Annotated in this window: 18 protein-coding genes; 9 read left to right on the top strand and 9 right to left on the bottom strand. The window is 66.3% G+C overall.

Translation table 11 applies throughout. From position 1 onward, the window contains the following. Positions 1-8: 8 nt before the first annotated feature. Entirely contained in the window at positions 9-908 is a 900-nt protein-coding gene (locus H7692_RS07395) for an NAD-dependent epimerase/dehydratase family protein (RefSeq protein WP_222136345.1), read from the bottom strand. Between the two features lie 17 nt (positions 909-925). Then, on the bottom strand, positions 926-2,029 hold the full coding sequence (gene proB, locus H7692_RS07390; protein WP_201928956.1) for a glutamate 5-kinase: 1,104 nt from the start codon (positions 2,027-2,029) through the stop codon (positions 926-928). A gap of 134 nt (positions 2,030-2,163) precedes the next feature. On the opposite strand from proB, the gene H7692_RS07385 reads away from it, so the two are divergent. Beyond that, a complete protein-coding gene (locus H7692_RS07385) occupies positions 2,164-3,231 on the top strand; it encodes a class I SAM-dependent methyltransferase (protein ID WP_222135504.1) in 1,068 nt (355 codons plus the stop codon). On the opposite strand, the gene H7692_RS07380 is transcribed toward H7692_RS07385, so the two are convergent. From H7692_RS07380 to H7692_RS07370, 3 genes are all read right to left on the bottom strand, one after another. Beyond that, positions 3,228-4,025 (bottom strand): MipA/OmpV family protein, encoded by a 798-nt coding sequence (locus H7692_RS07380; protein WP_227339969.1) that lies wholly within the window; start codon positions 4,023-4,025, stop codon positions 3,228-3,230. The genes H7692_RS07385 and H7692_RS07380 overlap by 4 nt on opposite strands. Before the next feature lie 50 nt (positions 4,026-4,075). Next, a complete protein-coding gene (obgE, locus tag H7692_RS07375) occupies positions 4,076-5,122 on the bottom strand; it encodes a GTPase ObgE (RefSeq protein WP_201928959.1) in 1,047 nt (348 codons plus the stop codon). Between the two features lie 110 nt (positions 5,123-5,232). Further along, positions 5,233-5,841: a TetR/AcrR family transcriptional regulator gene (locus H7692_RS07370; RefSeq protein ID WP_222136346.1), complete on the bottom strand. Its 609-nt coding sequence runs from the start codon at positions 5,839-5,841 to the stop codon at positions 5,233-5,235. Between the two features lie 73 nt (positions 5,842-5,914). On the opposite strand from H7692_RS07370, the gene H7692_RS07365 reads away from it, so the two are divergent. The 3 genes from H7692_RS07365 (at position 5,915) to H7692_RS07355 (ending at position 8,002) form a co-directional block, all read left to right on the top strand. Further along, a complete protein-coding gene (locus H7692_RS07365) occupies positions 5,915-6,778 on the top strand; it encodes a metal-dependent hydrolase (RefSeq protein ID WP_201928960.1) in 864 nt (287 codons plus the stop codon). Between the two features lie 100 nt (positions 6,779-6,878). Further along, positions 6,879-7,439 (top strand): hypothetical protein, encoded by a 561-nt coding sequence (locus tag H7692_RS07360; RefSeq protein WP_201928961.1) that lies wholly within the window; start codon positions 6,879-6,881, stop codon positions 7,437-7,439. A 32-nt stretch (positions 7,440-7,471) separates the two neighbouring features. Next, positions 7,472-8,002: a GNAT family N-acetyltransferase gene (locus H7692_RS07355; protein WP_201928962.1), complete on the top strand. Its 531-nt coding sequence runs from the start codon at positions 7,472-7,474 to the stop codon at positions 8,000-8,002. A 140-nt stretch (positions 8,003-8,142) separates the two neighbouring features. Here the strand turns inward: H7692_RS07355 and H7692_RS07350 are convergent, their stop codons facing one another. Next, entirely contained in the window at positions 8,143-8,589 is a 447-nt protein-coding gene (locus tag H7692_RS07350) for an NfeD family protein (protein ID WP_201928963.1), read from the bottom strand. 1 nt (position 8,590) lies between these two features. Further along, a complete protein-coding gene (locus H7692_RS07345) occupies positions 8,591-9,502 on the bottom strand; it encodes an SPFH domain-containing protein (RefSeq protein ID WP_201928964.1) in 912 nt (303 codons plus the stop codon). An 82-nt stretch (positions 9,503-9,584) separates the two neighbouring features. Between H7692_RS07345 and H7692_RS07340 the strand changes: the two genes are divergently transcribed. Next, positions 9,585-10,394, top strand: a complete 810-nt coding sequence (locus H7692_RS07340) for an HpcH/HpaI aldolase/citrate lyase family protein (protein WP_227339968.1) — start codon at positions 9,585-9,587, stop codon at positions 10,392-10,394. 211 nt (positions 10,395-10,605) lie between these two features. Then, positions 10,606-11,964 carry a M28 family peptidase gene (locus H7692_RS07335; RefSeq protein WP_227339967.1) on the top strand — a complete coding sequence of 453 codons (1,359 nt, stop codon included), beginning with the start codon at positions 10,606-10,608 and terminating at the stop codon, positions 11,962-11,964. A 7-nt stretch (positions 11,965-11,971) separates the two neighbouring features. On the opposite strand, the gene H7692_RS07330 is transcribed toward H7692_RS07335, so the two are convergent. Together H7692_RS07330 and H7692_RS07325 are read right to left on the bottom strand one after the other, a co-directional pair. Beyond that, positions 11,972-12,142, bottom strand: a complete 171-nt coding sequence (locus H7692_RS07330) for a hypothetical protein (protein WP_201928967.1) — start codon at positions 12,140-12,142, stop codon at positions 11,972-11,974. After that, positions 12,139-13,512, bottom strand: coding sequence for a class II 3-deoxy-7-phosphoheptulonate synthase (locus H7692_RS07325; protein ID WP_201928968.1), 1,374 nt, complete (start codon positions 13,510-13,512; stop codon positions 12,139-12,141). Before H7692_RS07325 ends, H7692_RS07330 begins: the two co-directional genes overlap by 4 nt. A 256-nt stretch (positions 13,513-13,768) precedes the next feature. Here H7692_RS07325 and H7692_RS07320 point away from each other — a divergent pair, with 256 nt between their 5' ends. The 3 genes from H7692_RS07320 to H7692_RS07310 are packed head-to-tail and all read left to right on the top strand — an operon-like array spanning position 13,769 to position 15,865. Next, positions 13,769-14,443 (top strand): Crp/Fnr family transcriptional regulator, encoded by a 675-nt coding sequence (locus tag H7692_RS07320; RefSeq protein ID WP_222135512.1) that lies wholly within the window; start codon positions 13,769-13,771, stop codon positions 14,441-14,443. Positions 14,444-14,450: 7 nt separating this feature from the next. Beyond that, positions 14,451-14,801: an ArsC family reductase gene (locus H7692_RS07315; RefSeq protein ID WP_201928970.1), complete on the top strand. Its 351-nt coding sequence runs from the start codon at positions 14,451-14,453 to the stop codon at positions 14,799-14,801. After that, a complete protein-coding gene (locus tag H7692_RS07310; RefSeq protein WP_390881082.1) occupies positions 14,798-15,865 on the top strand; it encodes a glycerophosphodiester phosphodiesterase in 1,068 nt (355 codons plus the stop codon). Before H7692_RS07315 ends, H7692_RS07310 begins: the two co-directional genes overlap by 4 nt. Positions 15,866-15,867 lie beyond the last annotated feature (2 nt).

Below are 15,867 nucleotides of genomic sequence, written 5' to 3'. Positions count from 1 at the left end.
CGACGACGTTACAGCCAGCCCTCGCGGCGATACCAGCGCACGGTTTCGGCGAGCGCATCTACGGTGTCGACGTCCGGGCGCCACAGCCCGGCGGGAGGGCGCGCGCCCTGCGTGACCACCCAATCGGGATGCGCGATATAGCGCGCGCGGTCGGGGGTCAGCTTGGCGCGGCCGCGGCGCAAGAGCTTGTCCAGACGTCCCCCCGCCTTGAGGATGGTCGCGGGAATGGCGAGGGTCGATACATGGTGCCGCCCGACCGCGCGCCCGATCGCGCGCGCGAAGCTGCGGTGCGACCAGCCGTCGGGGCGGCCATCGTCGGGTTCGTAGATGGCACCGATGCTCGCATCGCGATCCGCGACGAGCGCGACGAGCAGGCGCGCGAGGTCATCGACATAGATCGCCGACATTCGCCCGCGGGGCGGCAGCAACGCGATGCCGCGCCGCGCCATGCGGAACAGGTCGAGCATCTCGGTATCGCCGGGGCCGAACACCGCGGGCGGGCGCACGATCGTCCAGTCGAGCCCGCTTGCCCGCACCATCTTCTCGGCACGGTCTTTCGACCAGCCATAATCGGACAGACCGGGTTCGCGCGCGGCGAGCGACGAGACATGGACGAAGCGCGTGACACCCGCGCCGCGCGCGGCGTCGACGACATGGCCCGTTGCCGTGGCGTTTCCCGCCTCGAACGCTGCGCGGTCGGGAACGTTGACGACTCCCGCGATGTGCAGCAGCGCGTCGCTTCCCTTGGCCATTTCGGCGAGGCTGTCGGGGCGGTCGAGTGCGCCCGCAATCCAGGTGACGCCTTCGCGTTCCTCCTGCGGGCGGCGCGTGAGCGCGCGAACGTGCCAGCCCGCGGCAAGCGCGGCATCGAGCGTCGCGCGGCCCACGAAGCCGGTCGCGCCGGTCATCGCGAGCACCGCCTGCGTCACAGCAGCACCATATGGTCGCGGTGAACCATCGCGGCGCGGGGCGAATAGCCGAGCGCGGCTTCCTGTGCATCGCGGCCGAGCCCGCGGATTGCCGCGGCATCGGCGGCGGGATATTCGGCAAGGCCGCGTGCGACCGTGCGTCCATCGGGACCGGCGATGTCGAGGATGTCGCCGCGCGCGAAATCGCCGCTCACCTCGGTCACCCCTGCCGCCAACAGGCTCGCACCGCCGCGCAGCGCCTTGACCGCGCCCGCATCGATCGTCAGCCGTCCGCGTGCGGTGAGCCCGCCCGCGAGCCATGCCTTGCGCGCGCTCGCGCCCTTTTCCGCGACGAAAAGCGTGTGCCGCGCTTCGGTCGAAAGCGGCCGTTCGATGCGGCCGGAAGCGATGGCGAGATGTGCGCCCGCGGCATTGGCGATGCGCGCCGCGGCGATCTTCGACACCATGCCGCCCGACCCCATCCCCGACGCCGATCCGTCATCGGCCATCGCCTCGATCGCGGCGTCGATACGCTCGACGCGGCCGATGTGCACCGCGCCGGGCTGCGCGGGATTGCGGTCGTAGAGCCCGTCGATGTCGGAGAGCAGGACAACCCCCGCCGCGCCCGCCGCCTGCGCGACGCGCGCGGCGAGCCGGTCGTTGTCGCCGAAGCGGATTTCCTCGGTCGCGACGCTGTCATTCTCGTTGATCACGGGCACGACGCCGAGCCCGAGCAGGCGGTCGAGCGTCGCGGCGGCGTTGAGATAGCGGCGGCGATGCTCGAGGTCGTCGAGCGTCACGAGGATCTGCGCCGCGGTCAGCCCTTCTTCCCCGAGCACGTCGGCCCAGACGCGGCTCAATGCAATCTGCCCTGTTGCGGCGGCTGCCTGCGCATCCTCGAGGCTCGCGCGCCCGCCCTTGGCAAGGCCGAGCCGCCGCGCGCCGAGTGCGATCGCTCCCGACGACACGACCGCGACTTGCTGCCCCGCGCGCGTCCGCCCGGCAATGTCGGCCGCGATGCCCGCCAGCCAGTCGCGCCGCACCGCGCCGCTATCGTCGACGAGCAGCGCCGATCCGATCTTGACGATCAGGCGGGGGCAAGAGGCGGGGGCGAACAACATGCGCAGCCGATAGCGTGCAGGCGCGAAGGTGCCAATGCGAATATCCGGGTAGCCGGCGCCCGATTATGCTATGGCGCGCACCTCACCGAGCCTTCTGGAGAGTCGCGAACCCCTTGGTGGTGAGGAGCGAAATCATGGCTGACACTCTCAACGAAGAGAAACTGCACGCCTTTGTAGGCAAGATGCTGGGCGACCTGGGCGGTGCGATGAGCGTGCCGACTGCACGGATCGGTTTCCGGCTCGGGCTGTTCGACGAATTGGCGAAGGGCGCGGCAAGCGCGGGCGAGTTGGCCGAAAGGGCGGGCAATCTTCACGAGCGCTATGTCCGCGAATGGGCGCTGGCGCAGGCGGCGAACGGCTATATCGATTATGACGCCGCCACCGACCGATTCAGCCTGTCGCCCGAGCAGGCGATGGTGTTCGTCGATCCCGACAGCCCCGTCTATCTCGCCGGGGCATTCGAAATGGTCGCCGCGACAATCGAGGCCGAGCCCAAGGTCGAACAATGTTTCCGCAAGGGCACGGGGGTGCGCTGGGGCGACCATGCGGGATGCCTGTTTTGTGCGACGGGCGCCTTTTTCCGTCCGGGTTACGTCAATCATATCGTGCAGGACTGGATTCCGGCGCTCGACGGGATGGAGGCACGGCTGAAGGAGGGGGCGAAGGTCGCCGATGTCGGCTGCGGGGTCGGCTTTTCGACGTTGCTGATGGCCGATGCCTATCCCGACAGCGAATTCGTCGGCTACGATTTCCATGGCCCGTCGATCGAGGAGGCGCGTCGTCATGCCGAAGGGCATGGCTATGGCGAGCGCGTCCGCTTCGAGGTCGCGACGGCCAAAGACATCGCCGAGGAGGATTTCGACCTGATCACCATGTATGACTGCCTCCACGACATGGGCGATCCGCGCGGCTGTGCGTCGCACATGCGGCGCATCTTGGCGAAGGATGGCGTATGGATGATCGTCGAGCCGATGGCCGGCGATACGCCCGCCGACAATATGAACCCCGTAGGAAGGCTCTATTACAACGCCTCGACGATGATCTGCGTACCGACGTCGCTCGACCAGGAGGTGGGCGAAGGCCTCGGCGCGCAGGCGGGCGAGACAAAGCTGTCACAGGTCATCCGCGAAGGCGGATTTTCCGAAGTGCGCCGCGCCACCGAGGGGCCATTCAATATGGTACTGGAGGCGCGCGGAGCCTAGCGGCTGCCCCCGAAGGTGTAGCTCAGCGCGAGGCCAACGGACGGCTGATCGCGCGAGCCGAGCTGGCGCACGACTGGCGACCGCGCCGCATCGCCGACAAGGCGGTCATAGCGGCCATAAACCGCGACGCCCCAGTTGCGATCGATCTGCTTCAGAACGCCGGCGGTTACGCCCACAGACGTGATGCCGCCGCCGGGGCGATAGGCTGCAAGTCCCGAGGCGGCCGAATCGACCGGCGCGACGCCAACATAGGCGCGATGGAACTTCGCATCGCCCAGCGTCACGCGGGGACCGATCGACACCAGCCACTCGTCGCCGTCGCGCGCGACATAGTCGGCGCTGACCTCGCCGACCCAGCCGTCATGGCCCGAGAGCGCCTTGCGCCCCTCGACCCGCACGCGCAGCTCGGGGGCGGCCCACATTTGCGCGAAAGCGCCCGCTTCGATGCTGAAGCCGACGGTTGGGAGCGGCGCTCCGATGTCGCGCGCGCTGCGCTTGCCGATGAAGCCGAGCGCGGGGCCGAACTCGAAGCGTCCGCTTTCGATCAGGGGCGAGCCAAAACTTTCGTCCGGCGCCTCGAAGGTGAAATTGCGCCCCTCGCGTGCCCGCGAAAAGTCGAGATAGGGGCCGACCCCAAATTTGTCCGCCCCCGGCCATGATGGCGAGATTTGCGGACCGGCAAGCAGGCGGGTGCGTTTCGCAGGTTCTGCCCCGTCCTGCGCTGCGGCGGGCGCGGTAGCGACGGATAACAGAAGCCCGGCGAGGGCAACCCGCCGGGCGAGAGGATGCAGCATCGGAAACTCCTTGGTTGCTTTAAGCAATCCCTCGAGGCCGTGTTGGTTCCTCAGATCGGCGACCAGTCGTCGGCGCCTTCCTCGTCGGCCTCGTCGGCGCCGGGTTCGGGCAGGCCGACCGCTTCGAGCAGCCTGTCGAGTACCGCGTCGATACCCGCGCCGCTTGCGCCCGACAACGCCATCACCGGCTGGCCGCTCGCTTCGGCGAGTTCGGCGGACAGCGCGGCGATCAGTTCGTCGTCGAGCGTGTCGACCTTGTTGAGCGCGACGATGACCGGCTTGTCGATCAGGTCGGCGCCATAGGCCTCGAGTTCGTCGCGTACGACGCGGTAACTGGTCGCGACGTCGGTGTCATTGGCGTCGACAAGGTGCAGCAGCACGCGGCAGCGCTCGATATGGCCGAGGAAGCGGTCGCCGACTCCGGCGCCTTCGGCGGCGCCCTCGATCAGCCCCGGAATGTCGGCGACGACGAACTCATGCCCCTTGTGGCTGACGACGCCGAGCTGCGGGCGCAGCGTGGTAAAGGCATAGGCGCCGACCTTCGCCTGCGCGTTGGTCACCGCGTTGATGAAGGTCGACTTGCCCGCATTGGGCAGGCCGACGAGCCCCGCATCGGCGAGCAATTTCAGCCGCAGCCACACCCACATTTCCTCGCCCGGCCAACCGGGTCCGTGCTGACGCGGCGCGCGGTTGGTCGATGTCTTGTAGCTCGCATTGCCGCGCCCGCCGTCGCCGCCGCGCAGGAAGACGATGCGTTCGCCTTCCCTGGTCAGGTCGGCGAGCAAGCTGCGCTCGTCGTCGTCGGCAAGGATCTGCGTTCCGATCGGAACCTGGATGACAAGGTCGGGGCCGCCCGCGCCGGTACGGTCGCGCCCTGCGCCGGGGGTTCCGCGCTTTGCCTTGAAATGCTGCGTATAGCGAAAGTCGATCAGCGTGTTGAGCCCCGCGACCGCCTCGAAAATCACGTCGCCGCCCTTGCCGCCGTTGCCGCCGTCGGGGCCGCCATATTCGATATATTTCTCGCGCCGAAAGCTGACCGCGCCGGGGCCGCCGTCGCCCGACTTGATGAAAATCTTGGCCTGATCGAGGAAATGCATGGCGGGGTCTCTGGTGGCGGGAGGAGGGGACTAAACGTCAAGCCCCCCGCGATGCGAACGGGGAGGGAGGCGGGGCGACATAGCGACTGCGCAGCGAAAAGGCCAGTCGGCTATTCCCCCGCCTTGCCCCCATGCTCTGCCCAAAAAGCCGTGATGCGCCCGGTAATCAGCTCGGTCGCGAGCGCGCGCGCGGTGTCGCGCGGCAGGCCCAATGCTTCGGCCATCGGCCCGCCGAGCTGCGAATCCCCCATCGCCATCAGCACGAGCGCGAGCGTGTCTTCGTGCATCAGCCGCTTTTCGTGGGCGTCGGGGGTCATGCCGTCGATCAGCCGGTGGATCGCGTCGATGATCGGGTCGAGCGCGTCGTCATTGCCCGTCGCTGCCATCCAGGTCGCGAGCGCCCCCGCGCCGCCGCTGTCGAAGGCGTCGAACGCCAGATCGACGATCTCGCGCACATTGCGGTCTCCGGGGGGCGAGGCGGCCATCTTTTGCCCGATCGTGTCGCATACCGTGTCGGCAAGATAGGCCGCGAGCGCCTTTTGCAGCCCGGCGGCGCTACCGAAATGGTGGAGCAGGTTCGCGTGCGTGCGCCCGATGCGCGCCGCGACGGCCTTCAGCGTCACCGCCTGCGGACCCATTTCGATGAGGATCTGCCGCGCGGCTTCGAGCGAAGCGGACCGGCTTTCCTCCGGACTCAGGCGCTTCTTTGCAATTGACACCACTGTAAGTAACCCTTAATTTGCCCCATGGGTTTTGTACGACCCCCAACCCCTTTCCGACGGAGAGGCCGATATGTCCAGCGTTTCGCTCAGTCCGACACCGGACGACCTGACCATCACCCCGCGTGACCGCCGCTTCGGACGCGACGATGCGCAGGGGCGCTGGTGGCTGAACGGCGACCCGATCGCTTCGGCTTTCCACACCGCGCTTTCGGTGACGTTTCCGAAAGGCGAGGCGATGTTCATCGAGGCGGTGAAGGCGCATCGTGACGGCGTGCCCGACAAGCTCGCGCGCGAAATCCGTGCCTTCACCCAACAGGAAGTGATCCACAGCCGCGAGCATGTCGTCTTCAACCGCAAGGCGGCGGAGGCGGGCTACGAACTGACCGAACTCGAGGCTGACGTCGACGAGGTGATGGCGATCATCAAGGCGCGTCCGCCGATCGTCAATCTGATGGCGACGATCGCGCTCGAACATTATACCGCGATGCTCGCCGCGGTGATGCTGAGCGATCCGGCAATGTATGAGGGCGCCGAACCCGAATGGGCGGCGCTGTGGCGCTGGCATGCGATCGAAGAGATCGAGCATAAGGGCGTCGCCTATGACACCTGGCTCCACGCGACGAAGGATTGGAGCCGCTTCCGCCGCTGGCGCGCCAAATCGCTGATGATGCTGCTCGTCACGTCGCGTTTCTGGCCGCGCCGCGTGAAGGGCATGAAGGCGTTGTTGCGGCAGGACGGGCTCTCGGGCTGGCGCGTGACGGCGCGTATCTGGTGGTATCTGCTCGGCAGGCCCGGCGTGCTCCGGCGCAGCCTGCCCGCATGGCTGTCCTATTTCCTGCCGGGGTTTCATCCGTGGAACCACGACGACCGCGCGCTTATCCGCAAGTTCGATAGCGACTATGCCGATGCGGTAATGCCGGCGGCGGCCGCCTGAGCGCAACGTCGGTCGCGCAGAGGCTGGACGGCGCGGCGCTCCTTTCCTAATCGGGTGGTGTCCGATCGGACCTTTCCCGATCGGGCACGGGGACGGCGTCATGCAGCCACAGATGACCGCGGCCGAGGTGGGACAGATCGAGCTTCAACTCGCGGGTCGCGACGCGCTGCTCGAATTCGGGTGTGGCGGCAGCACTATCGTCGCGGCGCGGCAGGTGCAGCGGATCGTCAGCGTCGACAGCGATCTTGCATGGCTCGACAAGGTTGCGGCCGCACTGATCGATGCGCCGGTCGAATTCAACCCGGTTCACGCCGACATCGGACCGGTCGGCGAATGGGGCTATCCGACGAGCGAAGACAATATCCGTCATTGGCCGAGCTATCATATGCAGGTCTGGCGGCATCTGCGCGGCAGTCCCGACGCGGTGCTGATCGACGGGCGGTTTCGCGTCGCCTGCCTGCTCCAGTCGATCATCCACTGCAAACCCGACTGCATTTTCCTGTTTCACGATTTCAATGACCGGCAGCACTATCATGGCGTTCTGAAGCATGCCGATGTGCTCGCGCGCGTCGATACGCTGGCGGTGCTGCGCGCCAAACGGCAAGTCGACGGCAAGGCGGTTCTGCACGATCTTTTCGACCATTTCCTCGTCCCCGATTGACCGGCGGAACCGCAATGCGGCATGGCGGCGTGATGACCAGTACGCCCCCCGTTATCGAGACCGCGCGCATGCGCCTTCGCCCGCAACGACTTGGTGACAAGGATGTTCATATTGCGATGTGGGCCGACGAGCGCGTGACGCGCTTCATCGGCGGCGAACCGCGCGCACCCGATGTCAGCTGGGGCAAATATCTGAGTTCGGCGGGGCTGTGGCCGGTGATGGGGTTCGGCTATTGGGTGTTCGCCGACCGCGCGGACGACCGGCTGATCGGCATGGGAGGCCTCAGCTATTTCTGCCGCGGCATTGCGGAGCTGGAGGGCGTGCCCGAAGCCGGCTGGGCGTTCGACGCCGACCATTGGGGCGCAGGCTATGCGACCGAGGCGATGACCGCCGCGCTCGGCTGGGCCGACGGCCATCTCGATGCCAAGGAAGTGCGCTGCATCATCGATCCGGGTAACGCTGCCTCCGAACGCGTCGCGGCCAAGCTCGGCTTTGCGCGCATCGGCGACAGCGACGCGCTGGGGGGCGTCGTCGCAATCTATTCGCGGCCGAAGGGCGGGTAATAAATCCTCCCCGGAACGGGGAGGGGGACCGCGAAGCGGTGGAGGGGGCTATCGGCATTGAGCGGCGGTTGCAGGACGCCACCCCCCTCCGTCAGCGCTTCGCGCTGCCACCTCCCCACAAGGGGGGAGGATAAGCTTTTTCAAACCAGTTCCACGACCAGCAAGCCGCCGTCGGCGCTGACGACGCGCACCTTGGCGCCCTCGACGGCATCGGGACCGCGCACCGGCCATTCGCCGTCGCCGACCTTGACGCGCCCGCGGCCATCCTCGATCGCACGGGTCACGGTAAGAATTTCACCGACGAGCCGTCCCCCGCGCTCGTTGAGGTGCGGATCGGCCGATGTGATCGGGTTTGCCTTGAGCCAACGCCGCGCGCCATAGAGCGCGACGAAGGACAGCACGGCAAATATTCCGAGCTGGGCGGGGATCGACAGCGGGACGACCCACGCGATCACGCCGGTAACGACCGCCGCCGCGCCGAGCCAGATCAGGAAGAATCCCGGCATCACAATTTCGGCGGCGGCGAGCAGAACGCCGAGCGACAGCCACATCCAGTGCGGCTCCATATTGGTCAGCCAGTCGGGCATGTCAGGCTCCCTTGCGTTCGATAGCGTCGCGCGCAAGTTCGCCGATGCCGCCCAGCGTACCGATCAGCTGCGTCGCCTCGACCGGGAAGAGGATTGTCTTGCTGTTCGGGCTCGTCGCAAACTGGCTCACCGCCTCGACATATTTCTGCGCGATGAAATAGTTGATTGCCTGCGCGTTGCCGCTTGCGATCGCGTCGCTGACCATCGTCGTCGCCTTCGCTTCGGCCTCGGCCTCGCGTTCGCGCGCCTCGGCGTCGCGGAAGGCTGCCTCACGGCGACCCTCGGCCTGGAGGATCTGGCCCTGCTTCTCGCCCTCGGCGCGCAGGATTTCGGATGCCCGCATGCCTTCGGCTTCGAGGATGTTGGCGCGCTTTTCGCGCTCGGCTTTCATCTGCCGCGCCATCGCGTTCGAAATGTCGGCGGGCGGGCGGATGTCCTTGATCTCGACACGGGTGATCTTGACCCCCCACGGCGTCGTCGCATCGTCGACGACATGGAGCAGGCGAAGATTGATCTCGTCGCGCTTCGACAGCGTTTCGTCGAGGTCCATCGAACCCATGACGGTACGCAGGTTGGTCGTCGTCAGGTTCATGATCGACAGATACAGGTCGCTGACCTCATAGGCGGCCTTGGCGGCGTCGAGCACCTGGAAGAACACCACCCCGTCGACCGCGACCATCGCATTGTCCTTGGTGATGATTTCCTGCCCGGGAATATCGAGCACCTGTTCCATCATGTTCACCTTGCGCCCGACGCGGTCGAAGATCGGCATGATGAAGTTGAGCCCCGGCTGCGCGGTGTGCGTGTAGCGGCCAAAGCGTTCGATCGTATAGGCATAGCCTTGCCGGACGGGCGTCAACGCCCAGACAAGGAAGACCAGAGCCAGAACGACCAGCGCGAGCGCGAATTCCATCGATAATCCCCTCTAGCAGTTGAACTCTGCGTACCCGCCTTTCTTATTGCGGCATTGGCGTCGCTGCGCCACAGAAAAGCGCATGACTTTGCCCGATTTTGCTCCGCGTTCGTTGCTTTATGTGCCCGGATCGAACACGCGCGCGCTCGAAAAGGCGGCGGGACTCGCTGCCGATATGCTGATCATCGACCTCGAGGATGCGGTGCCCGCGGACCGCAAGGACGAAGCGCGGGCGGCGATGCGCGCGGCGGTGACGGCGGGCTTTCCGGGCAAGCGTGTCGCGGTGCGGATCAACGGCAGCGACAGCGCGCAGCAGGCGGGCGATCTCGCGGCGATCGAGGGGCTCGCACTCGACGCGGTGGTGCTTCCGAAGGTCGATGTTCCCGCCGATCTCGACCCGGCGCGTTCGCTCGGCCTCCCGCTTCTTGCCATGATCGAGACGCCGGTCGCCATCTATGCGGCGCGCGACATCGCGGCCGATCCGGCGGTGACGGGATTGATCGCGGGGCTCAACGACCTCGCGCACGAACTGAAACTGCCGGACGGGGCGGACCGCGGAGCGATGAGCCATGCGATCCAGGCCATCGTGCTCGCGGCGCGCGCGGGCGGCATTTGGTGCTTCGACGGAGTTTACAATGCCATTGACGACGCCGAGGGCTTTGCTGCCGAGGCTGCCGGAGGGCGGCGGCTCGGTTTCGACGGCAAGACGTTGATCCACCCGTCGCAGGTCGACCCGTGCAATTCGGCCTTTGCTCCGACCGAGCGCGAGATCGCGGCGGCCGAGGCACTCGTCGCGGCGGCGACCGGCGGGGCGCAGCGGCACGAGGGGCGGATGGTCGAGGATATGCACGTCGCCGCGGCGCGCGCGCTGCTCGCCCGCGCGGGGCGCTGACCGGTCTGCCGTTCGTCTTTCGACGAACGACGCTTGCCTCATAATGAGCCCCATGCCATGCGGCGCGCCCATGCAAGCAACAAAATTTCGCGCCGCTCTTGCGGCCGTCGCTCTTTCGGCCCTGTCTCTCTCCGCAACTCCAGCGCACAGCGCGGACGCCCCGATTACCGAGTCCGATCTTGCGGCCCATATCAAGATTCTTGCCGATGACATGTTCGAAGGGCGCGCGCCGGGAACGGCGGGCGAGGACCGGACAATCGGCTATATCGTCGGCGAATGGGCCAAGGCGGGTCTGGTTCCGGTTCCGGGCAGCAAGACACCCTGGCTCCAGCCTGTTCCGCTGATCGAGGCACAGGCGCTGACCGCCAGCGCGACGTTCAAGGTCAAGGGGCGCGACTTTGCGCTCGAGGACGATGGCGTGATCCTGACGGGGCGCGAGGCGGCGGTCGCGCTTGCCGATCTGCCCGTCGTTTTCGTCGGCTATGGCGTCGACGGGGCGGGCAAGGTCAACGCGGACGTCAAGGACAAGTTGGCGGTCATGCTGTTCGACAATGCGCCCTTCGGCGACAAGCTGCCGCGTTATCGCGAGCGGCGCCAAATGCTCGCCGATGCGGGCGCCGCCGGCGTGCTGGTGATCGCGACCGATGCTCTGCCCTGGGCGCAGCTGCGCGATGCGCTGGCGGGCAAGACGACGCGGGCCGCGAGCGCGAAGGCGGGCGCACCGATCAGCGGATTCATCTCGCTCGAGGCGGCCGACGCCCTGTTCCGCAAGGCGGGCGAGGACGGCGCGGCCTTGCGCGAGGCGGCGCGTTCGGCGGACTATCGCGGAACGGCGCTGCCCGTGACCGCCGATCTTGCTGCGACGACGGCGGTGCGCGCCTATGACAGCCACAATGTGGTCGCCAAGCTGCCGGGCGCCAGGCCCGACGGCAAGGCGGTGCTCTTCCTCGGCCATTGGGATCACCTCGGCATTTGCGCACCCGAGGGCGAGGCCGACCGCATCTGTAACGGTGCCGTCGACAATGCGAGCGGTATCGCGGTGCTGATCGAGGTCGCCAAGCGGCTCGGTTCGGGCGTGCGGCCCGACCGCGACATTTATTTCCTCGCGACCACGGCAGAGGAAATGGGGCTGCTCGGCGCGCATCGGTTTGCGAGCGATCCGTCAGTGCCGCTCAAGGATATCACCGTCGCGCTCAATATCGATACCATCGCCATTTCGCCGCGCGGCACCCCCGTCGCGACGATCGGGCGCGGCAAGCCCGCCTATGACGCAGTCGTGCGCGAGGTCGCGACGAAACTCGGCCGCAAGCTCGACGAGGACGGCGAGGCCGACGCCTTCATCCAGCGCCAGGACGGCTGGGCATTGGGGGCCAAGGGCGTGACGTCGCTGATGGCGGGCGGCAGCTTTTCGGACATGACGCTGCTCCAGAAATTCCTGGGCAGCGACTATCACAAGCCCGGCGACAATTATTCCGAGGCCATCGAGCTTGGCGGTGCTGCGGAGGACGCCGATCTCCACGTCGGCCTCGGCCGGGCGTTTGCCGACACGAAACGGTGGCCGGGGAAATAAGGTCCGGTCAGCGGGTCAGGACGAAATAGGCGACGTAGAACCAGCTGAAAATACCGTGGATGATCGCCCACAGCACCGACTGGTGCGTGGTGAAACTGATCGCGATGGCGAGCGCGCTGCCAAAGCCGATCCCGTTGCGGATCGCCTCGTGACGGACAACGACGCGCCGCTCGGTCATGCCGCCTGTTTGGCGCGGTCGCTCATTTCCTGATTGAGCATTTCGGCAAGCAGGAACGCGAGCTCCAGCGATTGCCCCGCGTTGAGGCGCGGGTCGCAGTGGGTGTGATAGCGGTCGGCAAGATCCATCTGGGTCACGTCCATCGCGCCGCCGGTGCATTCGGTGACATTCTGGCCGGTCATCTCGATGTGAATGCCGCCGCCATGCGTGCCTTCGGCGCGGTGGACGGCAAAGAAGCCGCGCACTTCGGCGAGGATGCGTTCGAACGGGCGCGTCTTGTAGCCGGTCGAGGTCTTGATGACATTGCCGTGCATCGGGTCGCACGACCAGACGACGGGGTGCCCCGATTCCTTCACCGCGCGCACCAGCCTGGGCAGGTGCGCCTCGATCTTGTCGTGGCCGTAACGGGTGATCAGCGTCATCCGCCCCGGCACATGATCGGGGTTGAGCGTGTCGAGGAGCCGCAGCAGCGTATCGGCTTCGAGGCTCGGGCCGCATTTCATCCCGACCGGATTGCCGATCCCGCGCAGATATTCGATATGCGCCGACCCTTCGAAGCGGGTGCGATCGCCAACCCACAGGAAATGGGCCGAGGTGTCGTACCAGCCGCCGGTCAGGCTGTCCTGCCGCGTGAGCGCCTGCTCATAGGGGAGCAGCAGCGCCTCGTGGCTGGTGTAAAAGCTCGTGCCCTTGATCTGCGGCACGGTTTCGGGCGTCACTCCGCACGCTTCCATGAAGGCAAGCGCTTCGGAAATGCGCGCGGCGGTTTCCTGATATTTCTTGGCCCACGGGCTGCGGTCCATGAAATCGTGCGTCCAGGCGTTGACCTGATGCAGGTTCGCATAGCCGCCGCCGGCGAAGGCGCGCAGCAGGTTGAGCGTCGCCGCCGCCTGGCTGTAGGCGCGCACCATGCGGCGCGGATCGGGCTCGCGGCCCGCGGCCTCGAAGGCGATGTCGTTGATGATGTCGCCGCGATAGCTGGGCAGCGCGACACCGTTCACTTCTTCCATGTCGGCCGAGCGCGGCTTGGCGAATTGTCCCGCCATCCGGCCGAGCTTCACCACGGGCATCTTCGAGGCAAAGGTCAGGACCACCGCCATCTGCAGGATCACGCGGAATGTGTCGCGGATATTGTTCGGATGGAATTCGGCAAAGCTTTCGGCGCAGTCGCCGCCCTGGAGAAGGAAGGCCTTGCCCTCCGCCACGCGCGCGAGTTCGCTCGTCAGTTCGCGCGCCTCGCCTGCAAAGACCAGCGGCGGATAATTCGCAAGTTCGCCTTCGGCCGCCGCGAGCGCCGCCGCGTCATTATAGGTCGGAAGCTGGCGGGCTTCGTGCGTGCGCCAGCTATGCGGTTGCCAAGTCTTCGTCATATCAAGGGTCTTCTAGTTCCAAATGGGCCGAAACGCGACTCGCGCGCCGCAATGGCGCGAATAGCCGCGGGGCGCAAGGTTGGAGAATTAGCATCGCCGCCCCGTTTGGGCAGCATTGCTTTCCTTTCCTGTCTGAAAATGTTAGTTTGTTTCAGAAAGTGGCGGATGTTCCGGGGAAAACGTCAAGGCGTTCGGTAATCGGTAACGTAATGGAATTAGTGACCCGAACAGGGTCTCGCCGCAAAAAAGAATTGTTATGGCCAACTTCGATCCTGCCTTGCTGGGCTATGGCGCACTCCTTGTGCTCCTTGTGGCAAGTTTGGTCGCGCGCGTCGACCACGTCCGGCTGGGGCTCGCCGTCGCCGCACTCCTCGCATTGCCCGTCGCGATATTCGGATGGCAGGGGCTCGGCTATACGCTGCTGATACTCGCGATCCTGATCGTCAACCTTGCACTCATCGCGCGTCTGTGGCTGCGCGACGCGCATGTGAAATTCACACCCGAGGAAGAGGAACTGCGCCGCGCGCACTTCGACGGGTTGCCGCTTGCCACGGCCCGCGCGCTCATCGATCAGGGGCACTGGATTACCGCGCGGCGGGGCGAAGTGCTGATCCGTGAGAATCAAGCGGCTCCCAGCCTCTTTTACCTGTCTGATGGCACGGCGTCGGTCCAGCGCGATGGCAATGATGTCGGAGTGGTTGCCGACGGGGCGCTGATTGGCGAGGCGACCGTGATCGACGGGTCGAATGCGACCGGAACGGTCGTGCTGACGAGCAACGCGCGCTTGTGGTTCGTTCCCGCCGCTGCACTGCGAGCCTATCTCGCTGCCAATCCCGACGTCGCGGCGAGCCTGCACGAGGGATTTGCACGCGCGCTGCGCGGCAAATTGGCGAGCGCAAACACTCGCATTGCCGAGCGAGCGTCGCTATGACGGCCGCATGGCACTGACAATCTTCGGCATTCCCAACTGCGACACTGTGAAAAAGGCGCGGCGTTGGCTCGACGCGGCGGGCATCCCTCATGCGTTCCATGATTTCCGCAAGGACGGGCTCGACGACGCGCGGCTCCAGCGATGGATGGACGCGCTGGGTTGGGAAAAGCTGCTCAACAAGAGTGGAACGACTTTTCGCAAGCTGTCCGACGCCGACAAGGCCGATCTCGACGCCGCGAAGGCCAGGAGGTTGATGCTCGACCAGCCTGCGATGATCCGACGGCCCGTGGTCGAATCGGAGCGCGGCGTCAGCGTCGGCTTTTCCGAAGCTGACTGGCAGGCACGCTTTGCCGAATGATCGCGCGGTGCGCCGCGGCGCTCGCGCTGCTGCTCGCGGCGTGCGCGACTGACGACGAAATGGCAACGCAACCCACCCTCGACGGAAAGGCTGCGATCGTCATCGCGCATCGCGGGGCGTCGGGCGAACGTCCCGAACATACGCTTGCGGCGTACAAGCTGGCGATCGAGCAAGGCGCGGATTTCATCGAACCCGACCTCGTGCTCACCCGCGACGGGGTGCTCGTCGCGCGGCACGAGAACGAGATTTCGGAAACGACCGACGTCGCCGACCGTCCCGAATTTGCCGCGCGCCGCGCGACCAAGACGATCGACGGGCGCGAGGTGAGCGGCTGGTTCACCGAAGATTTCACGCTCGCCGAACTCAAGACGCTGCGTGCGAAGGAGCGGCTTCCGCAATTGCGCTCGACCGACAGTGACGGCGCGTTTGACGTGCCGACTTTCGAAGAAATTCTCGCCTTCCTTGCCGAGGCGAACATGGGGCGCGAAACGCCCGTCGGCGTCTATCCCGAAACCAAGCACCCGAGCTATTTCGCATCGATCGGCTTGCCGCATGAAGCTCCGCTGCTCGCGCTCCTCGATGCTTATGGCTATCGCGGACGCGCAGCGCCGCTGTTCATTCAGAGTTTCGAGGTCGGCAATCTGAAGGCGCTGCGGGCGAAGAGCGACCTGCCGCTGATCCAGTTGATGGAAGCCGAAGGCGGTCCGGCCGATATACCCGGAACGAGCTATGCCGCCATGGCGTCGCCCGAGGGGCTGAAAGCGATTGCTGCCTATGCCGACGGAATCGGACCGAACAAGACAATGATAATCCCGCGCACGGCGCTCGGGTCGCTCGGATCGCCGACGACGCTGGTGCGCGACGCCCATGCCGCGGGGCTGAAGGTCCATCCCTGGACCTTTCGCCGCGAGAATTATTTCCTGCCGCTCGGCCACAAGGGCGGGATCAGTCCTGGCGGCCATGGCGATCTGGCGGGCGAGATCCGTGCCTATCTGGCGACCGGCATCGACGGGCTGTTCAGCGACAATGTGCGCGAAGCGGTGCCAGCGGTGCGTGACCGATAGCC

The sequence above is a fragment of the Sphingopyxis sp. P8 genome (genome assembly GCF_020622175.1).
GTDB classification, from domain to species: Bacteria; Pseudomonadota; Alphaproteobacteria; order Sphingomonadales; family Sphingomonadaceae; genus Sphingopyxis; species Sphingopyxis jiangsuensis.
The sequence above is the reverse complement of the archived record's forward strand: the minus strand, read 5'-3'. Positions and strand labels throughout refer to the sequence as shown.

Bases quoted from the DNA above. Each gene is read 5' to 3' on its own strand.
- H7692_RS07395 (WP_222136345.1), bottom strand. From the start codon at position 908: ATGACCGGCGCGACCGGCTTCGTGGGCCGCGCGACGCTCGATGCCGCG.
- proB (WP_201928956.1), bottom strand. From the start codon at position 2,029: ATGTTGTTCGCCCCCGCCTCTTGCCCCCGCCTGATCGTCAAGATCGGA.
- H7692_RS07385 (WP_222135504.1), top strand. From the start codon at position 2,164: ATGGCTGACACTCTCAACGAAGAGAAACTGCACGCCTTTGTAGGCAAG.
- H7692_RS07380 (WP_227339969.1), bottom strand. From the start codon at position 4,025: ATGCTGCATCCTCTCGCCCGGCGGGTTGCCCTCGCCGGGCTTCTGTTA.
- obgE (WP_201928959.1), bottom strand. From the start codon at position 5,122: ATGCATTTCCTCGATCAGGCCAAGATTTTCATCAAGTCGGGCGACGGC.
- H7692_RS07365 (WP_201928960.1), top strand. From the start codon at position 5,915: ATGTCCAGCGTTTCGCTCAGTCCGACACCGGACGACCTGACCATCACC.
- H7692_RS07360 (WP_201928961.1), top strand. From the start codon at position 6,879: ATGCAGCCACAGATGACCGCGGCCGAGGTGGGACAGATCGAGCTTCAA.
- H7692_RS07355 (WP_201928962.1), top strand. From the start codon at position 7,472: ATGACCAGTACGCCCCCCGTTATCGAGACCGCGCGCATGCGCCTTCGC.
- H7692_RS07350 (WP_201928963.1), bottom strand. From the start codon at position 8,589: ATGCCCGACTGGCTGACCAATATGGAGCCGCACTGGATGTGGCTGTCG.
- H7692_RS07345 (WP_201928964.1), bottom strand. From the start codon at position 9,502: ATGGAATTCGCGCTCGCGCTGGTCGTTCTGGCTCTGGTCTTCCTTGTC.
- H7692_RS07340 (WP_227339968.1), top strand. From the start codon at position 9,585: ATGACTTTGCCCGATTTTGCTCCGCGTTCGTTGCTTTATGTGCCCGGA.
- H7692_RS07335 (WP_227339967.1), top strand. From the start codon at position 10,606: ATGTTCGAAGGGCGCGCGCCGGGAACGGCGGGCGAGGACCGGACAATC.
- H7692_RS07330 (WP_201928967.1), bottom strand. From the start codon at position 12,142: ATGACCGAGCGGCGCGTCGTTGTCCGTCACGAGGCGATCCGCAACGGG.
- H7692_RS07325 (WP_201928968.1), bottom strand. From the start codon at position 13,512: ATGACGAAGACTTGGCAACCGCATAGCTGGCGCACGCACGAAGCCCGC.
- H7692_RS07320 (WP_222135512.1), top strand. From the start codon at position 13,769: ATGGCCAACTTCGATCCTGCCTTGCTGGGCTATGGCGCACTCCTTGTG.
- H7692_RS07315 (WP_201928970.1), top strand. From the start codon at position 14,451: ATGGCACTGACAATCTTCGGCATTCCCAACTGCGACACTGTGAAAAAG.
- H7692_RS07310 (WP_390881082.1), top strand. From the start codon at position 14,798: ATGATCGCGCGGTGCGCCGCGGCGCTCGCGCTGCTGCTCGCGGCGTGC.